Origin of the sequence: Kitasatospora sp. NPDC057198 (genome assembly GCF_042670125.1) — a bacterium.
GTDB lineage: Bacteria > Actinomycetota > Actinomycetes > Streptomycetales > Streptomycetaceae > Kitasatospora.
Genome location: NZ_JBHUWH010000431.1, coordinates 1 through 6,613, shown reverse-complemented (window position 1 = coordinate 6,613; position 6,613 = coordinate 1). Strand labels below are relative to the sequence as shown.

Sequence of the window (6,613 nt, the reverse complement as noted above, 5' to 3'; positions counted from 1 at the left end):
ACGCCGACTTCTTCGGCATCCCGCCGCGCGAGGCCCTCGCCATGGACCCGCAGCAGCGCCAACTGCTGGAGACCTCCTGGGAGGCGCTGGAACGCTCCGGCATCACCCCCGCCGCCCTCCGCGGCACCCGCACCGGCGTCTTCGTCGGCGCCGAGCCCCGCGAGTACGGCCCCCGCCTCCAGGAGGCCCCCGAAGGCGTCAAGGGCTACCTGCTCACCGGCACCACCACCAGCGTGCTCTCCGGCCGGATCTCCTACCTGCTCGGCCTGCACGGCCCCTCGCTGACCGTCGACACCTCCGCCTCCAGCTCCCTCGTCGCCATCCACCTCGCCGTCCAGGCGCTGCGCTCCGGCGAGTGCTCGCTCGCCCTGGCCGGCGGCGTCTCCGTGATGGCCACCCCCGGCAACTTCGTCGCCTTCAGCGGCCTGCGGGCGCTGTCCGCCGACGGCGCCTGCCGCCCGTTCTCCGCCGACGCCGACGGCACCGTCTGGTCCGAGGGCGTCGGCCTGCTCGTGCTGGAACGCCTCTCCGACGCCGTCCGCAACGGCCACCCCGTGCTCGCCGTGCTGCGCGGTTCCGCGATCAACTCCGACGGCACCAGCGACGGCCTCACCGCCCCCAACGGCGACGCCCAACAGGCCGTCATCCGGCGGGCCTTGGCCAACGCCCGGCTCGCCCCCGGCGACATCGACACCGTCGAGGCGCACGGCACCGGCACCCGGGTCGGCGACCCGGTCGAGGCGCAGGCGCTGCTGGCCACCTACGGCCAGGACCGCCCCGCGGACCGGCCGCTGTGGCTCGGCTCGATGAAGTCCAACATCGGCCACACCCTGGCCGCCGCCGGCGTGGCGGGCGTGATCAAGACCGTCCTCGCCCTCCAGCACGGCGAACTCCCCGCCATGCTGCACGCCGACACCCCCACACCCCGGGTCGACTGGACCTCCGGCGCCGTCCGCCTGCTCGCCGAGCCCGTACCGTGGCCGGCGGGGGAGCGCCCGCGCCGGGCCGGTGTCTCGGCGTTCGGCATCAGCGGCACCAACGTGCACCTCATCGTCGAGGAGGCCCCGGCGCCCGCCCAGGCCCCGGCCGCCGCCGAGCCCCCGGCCGTCGCCGAGACCCCGGCGCGCACCGCCGCGCCGGTGCTGCCGGGCGCCGCCGCCTGGCTGCTCTCCGGCCGCACGCCGGAGGCCCTGACCGCCCAGGCCGACCGGCTGGCGGAGTGGACGGCGGACCGCCCCGAGCTCGAACCGGCCGACGTGGCCTGGTCGTTGGCCACGGCCCGGACGGTGTTCGAGCACCGCGCGGTGGTCGTCGGCTCCGACCGGAACCAGCTGGCGACAGGTGTCCGATCGCTGGCCGCAGGCATGCCGGACGGCACCGTGACCGTCGGTGCCGCGCGTGCGGACGCGCGAATCGGTCTGATCTTCGCCGGTCAGGGGTCGCAGTGGCTGGGCATGGGGCGTGGCCTGTACGAGGGCAGCCCGGTGTTCGCCGAGACCTTCGACCGGGTGTGCGGGCTGCTGGAGCTCGAGCTCGGCGTCTCGGTGCGGGACGTGGTGCTGGGTGGCGGCGACGGGTCGCTGGTGGACCGGACGCTGTACGCGCAGACGGGCCTGTTCGCGTTCGAGGTGGCGCTCGCGGAGGTGCTGCGGGCGGCGGGTGTGGTGCCGGACGCGGTGGTGGGCCACTCGGTCGGCGAGGTCGCGGCCGCGCACGTGGCCGGGGTGCTGTCGCTGCCGGACGCGGTGCGGTTGGTGGCGACGCGGGCGCGGTTGATGGAGGCGTTGCCGCACGGCGGTGCGATGGCGGCGGTCAACGCGCCGGAGGCGGATGTCCTGGTGACGCTCGCCGGGGTCGAGGGTGCGGTGGTTGCGGCGGTCAACGGGCCGGACTCGGTGGTGGTCTCGGGTGAGACGGAGGCTGTCGAGCGGGTGGTGGAGGTCTGGCGGGAGCGTGGTCGCCGGGTGCGGCGGCTGCGGGTCTCGCACGCCTTCCACTCGCCCGCGATGGATCCGGTGGTCGCCGAACTGGAGTCGGTGGCAGCGGGGTTGACCCACCACCGTCCGCAGGTGCTCTGGGCGGGCGCGCTGACCGGCGAGCTGGTCGGTGAGTGCGAGCCGGGCTACTGGGCGGCGCAGACCCGGCAGGCGGTGCGGTTTGCGGACGCGGTGGCGGCGCTGGCGGCGCAGGGTGTGACGGTGTTCGTCGAGGTCGGCCCGGACGGGTCGCTCTCCTCGCTTGGCTCGGCCATCACCGTCGACGAGGCCGAGTTCGTGCCGTTGCAGCGCCGTGACGAGCAGGGGACGGCCGGTCTGCTGGCCGGGCTGGCCCGTGCGTTCGTCAACGGCGCGGCCGTGGAGTGGAGTTCGGTCCTCCCGGCCGCCCGTCCGGTCGAACTGCCCACCTACGCGTTCCGCCACCAGCGGTTCTGGCCGGAAGGTCTGCTGGCGATGCCGGTGGCCGGCGGGGACGGCGCGAGCACCGAGGCGGAGGCCCGGTTCTGGGCGGCCGTCGAGGGCGGCGACCTCACCCACCTGGCCGACGCGCTCTCGGTGGACGGCGAGCGGCCGTTCCAGGAGGTGCTGCCCGCGCTGGCGTCCTGGCGGCGCCGCGAACTGGACCGCTCGGTGACCGCCAACTGGCGCTACCGGACGGCCTGGTCGGCGATCGCCGAGCCCGACTCGCGGGTGCTGTCCGGTACTTGGCTGCTGGTCGTGCCCGCCGGGGTGGACGCCGAGCCGTACGCGGCGGCGCTGTCGGGGCGTGGTGCGGAGGTTGTTGCGGTGGTGGTGGACACCGTCGACCGGGCCGGGCTGGCCGCCCTGCTGGCGGGTGTCGAGGCCCCGGTGGCGGGTGTGCTGTCGCTGCTGGCGCTGGACGAGACGCCGCTGCCGGAGCACCCGGCGGTGGCCGGTGGATTGGCGTCCACTCTCGCGCTGATCCAGGCGCTGGGCGACACGGGCGTCGCCGCGCCGCTCTGGCTGGCCACCCGCGGCGCGGTCGCGGCCGGGCCCGGCGAGGCGCTGTCGAGTCCGGTGCAGGCGCAGGTGTGGGGTCTGGGGCGGGTCGCCGCCCTGGAGCACCCGGAGCGCTGGGGTGGGTTGGTCGATCTGCCGGAGGTGCTGGAGGGTCGTTCGGCGGCCCGGTTGGCGGCGGTGCTGGCGGGTTGTGGTGAGGGTGAGGTGGCTGTTCGGTCGGCCGGGATCCTGGGTCGTCGGCTGTCGCGGGTGCCGCGGCGTGAGGGTCTGGTGGAGTGGTCGCCGCGTGGTACTGCGCTGGTGACGGGTGGTACGGGTGCGATTGCCGGGCACGTGGCGCGGTGGTTGGCGGGTGGTGGGGTCGGGCGTCTGGTGCTGACCGGCCGCTCCGGCCCGGCCGCGGCCGGGGTGGCGGCGACGGTGGCCGACCTGGCCGCCCGCGGCGCCCGGGTGGACGTCGTCTCCTGCGATGTGACGGATCGTCCGGCGCTGGCCGGGCTGGTCGAATGGGTCGGCCCCGAGCTGTCCTCGGTGTTCCACACCGCCGCCGTCCTGGACGACGGCGTGGTGGACCGGCTCACCCCGGAACGCCTGCAGACGGTGCTGAACGCCAAGGCCGCCAGCGCCGTCCACCTGGACGAGCTGACCGCGCACCTCGACCTGGACGCGTTCGTGCTGTTCTCCTCGGCCGCCTCCACGCTCGGCGGCCCCGGCCAGGGCAACTACGCGGCCGCCAACGCCTTCCTGGACGCGCTCGCCGAGCAGCGGCGCTCGCGCGGCCGGGCCGGCCTGTCGGTGGCCTGGGGCCTGTGGGGCGGCGGCGGCCTGGCCGACTCCAGCGAGGCGATCCGGTCGCGGATGCGCCGCGTCCCGATGCCCGCGATGGATCCGCAGCTCGCCGTCCGGGCGCTGGCCGAGTCGCTGGCCGGGCCGGAGCCCGTGGTCACCGTCATGGACGTCGACTGGCGGCAGCTCGGCTCGGCCCCGGGCACCGCGGAGGTCCTGGACCTGCCGCTGGTGCGTGACATGCCGGAGATCCGCAAGCTCGCCGCCGACCGGGCCGGCGCCCGGGAGACCACCCGCAGCGAGGGCGAACTCGCCCACCGGCTGGCCGGGTTGGGCCGGGCCGAACAGGACCGGGTGCTCACCGACCTGGTCCGCGCCGAGGCCGCCGCCGTGCTCGGCCACGCCTCCGCGGACATGGTGCAGGCCCGGCAGGCGTTCAAGGACCTGGGCTTCGACTCGCTGACCGCCGTCGAACTGCGCAACCAGCTCAACGCGGCGACCAGGCTGCGGCTGCCCGCGACCCTGGTCTTCGACTACCCGACGCCCGTCGCGCTCGCCGAGTTCCTGCGCGGCGAACTGGTGGGCGCCACCGCGGACACCGCCGCCCCGGCGGCCCCCGCGCCGGTCGCGGCCGCCGCCGTTGACGAGCCGCTGGCGATCGTCGGCATGGCCTGCCGGTTCCCCGGCGGCGCGACCACCCCCGAGGAGTTCTGGCAGCTGCTGGCCTCCGGCGGCGACGCCGTCGGCGGCTTCCCGACCGACCGCGGCTGGGACCTGGACGGCTTCTTCGACCCGGACGGCGACAGCAAGGGCACCTCCTCCACGCAGTCCGGCGCGTTCCTGCGCGGGGCCGCCGAGTTCGACGCCGACTTCTTCGGCATCAGCCCGCGCGAGGCCCTCGCCATGGACCCGCAGCAGCGCCTGATGCTGGAGACCTCCTGGGAGGCGCTGGAGCGCGCGGGCATCGACCCGTCCTCGCTGCGCGGCTCGGCCACCGGCGTGTTCGCGGGCGGCTTCGGCTCCGGCTACGCGATCGGGATGGCGCTCACCGGTCAGGACGGCTCCGGCGTCGAGGGCCACCTGATGACCGGCAACTCGACCAGCGTCCTGTCCGGCCGGGTCTCCTACGTGCTGGGCCTGGAGGGCCCGGCGGTCACCGTCGACACGGCGTGCTCCTCCTCGCTGGTCGCCCTGCACCTGGCCGCGCAGGCCGTCCGCTCGGGCGAGTGCACGCTCGCGCTGGCCGGCGGCGTGACGGTGATGGCGACGCCGTTCTCCTTCGTGGAGTTCTCCCGCCAGCAGGGCCTGGCCACCGACGGCCGCTGCCGTGCCTTCTCCGAGGACGCCAACGGCACCGGCTGGGCCGAGGGCGCGGGCGTCCTGGTGGTCGAGCGGCTCTCCGACGCGCAGCGCAACGGGCACAAGGTGCTCGCGGTGATCCGCGGCTCGGCGATCAACCAGGACGGCGCCTCCAACGGCCTCTCCGCCCCGAACGGCCCGTCCCAGCAGCGCGTCATCCGCGCCGCCCTGGCCAGCGGCCGGCTGACCGCCGCCGACGTCGACGTGGTCGAGGCGCACGGCACCGGCACCACGCTCGGCGACCCGATCGAGGCGCAGGCGCTGCTGGCCACCTACGGCCAGGAGCGCGGCGGCAACGGGCCGCTGTGGCTCGGCTCGGTGAAGTCCAACATCGGGCACACCCAGGCCGCGGCCGGTGTCGCCGGTGTCATCAAGATGGTGCTGGCCCTCCAGCACGAACTGATCCCGCAGACCCTGCACGCCGGAACCCCGTCCACGCACGTGGACTGGACGTCCGGCGAGGTCGCGCTGCTGAACGAGCCGGTGCCGTGGCCCGCGGACGGGCGTCCGCGCCGGGCCGGTGTCTCGGCGTTCGGCATCAGCGGCACCAACGCGCACGTCATCGTCGAGCAGGCCCCGGCGGCCGTCGAGGCCGCGCAGGCCCCGGCGGACGAGCCGGTGCTGCCGGGCGCGGCGGCGTGGGTGGTCTCGGGCCGCACCGCCGACGGGCTGAGCGCCCAGGCGGGCCGCCTGCACGAGTGGGTGGCCGACCGGCCCGAACTCGAACCGGCCGACCTGGCGTGGTCGTTGGCGACCTCGCGGGCCGTGCTGGAACACCGGGCGGTTGTCCTCGGCACGGGCCGGGACGACCTGCTGACCGGCCTGCGCAACCTGGCCGCCGGAGCCGCTTCGGGCACGGTGGTGACCGGTACCGCGCGTGCGGACGCGCGAATCGGTCTGATCTTCGCCGGTCAGGGCGCGCAGTGGCTGGGCATGGGTCGTGGCCTGTACGAGGGCAGCCCGGTGTTCGCCGAGACCTTCGACCGGGTCTGCGGGCTGCTGGAACTCGAACTCGGCGTCTCCGTGCGGGACGTGGTGCTCGGCGACGGCGACGGATCACTGGTGGACCGGACGCTGTACGCGCAGACCGGCCTGTTCGCCTTCGAGGTGGCGCTCGCGGAGGTGCTGCGCGCGGCGGGCGTCGTCCCGGACGCGGTGGTGGGCCACTCGGTGGGCGAGGTGGCGGCCGCGTACGTGGCCGGGGTGCTGTCGCTGCCGGACGCGGTGCGGTTGGTGGCGACGCGGGCGCGGTTGATGGAGGCGCTGCCGCACGGTGGTGCGATGGCGGCGGTCAACGCGCCGGAGGCGGATGTCCTGGTGACGCTCGCCGGGGTCGAGGGTGCGGTGGTCGCGGCGGTCAACGGGCCGGACTCGGTGGTGGTCTCGGGTGAGACGGAGGCTGTCGAGCGGGTGGTGGAGATCTGGCGGGAGCGTGGTCGCCGGGTGCGGCGGCTGCGGGTCTCGCACGCCTTCCACTCGCCCGCGATGGA

General features: G+C 75.5%; 1 protein-coding gene. It reads left to right on the top strand.

What is annotated here, in order from left to right; genetic code table 11:
- A partial coding sequence (locus tag ACFUEL_RS32275; protein WP_380240545.1) for a type I polyketide synthase occupies positions 1-6,613 on the top strand: 6,613 nt, incomplete at both ends.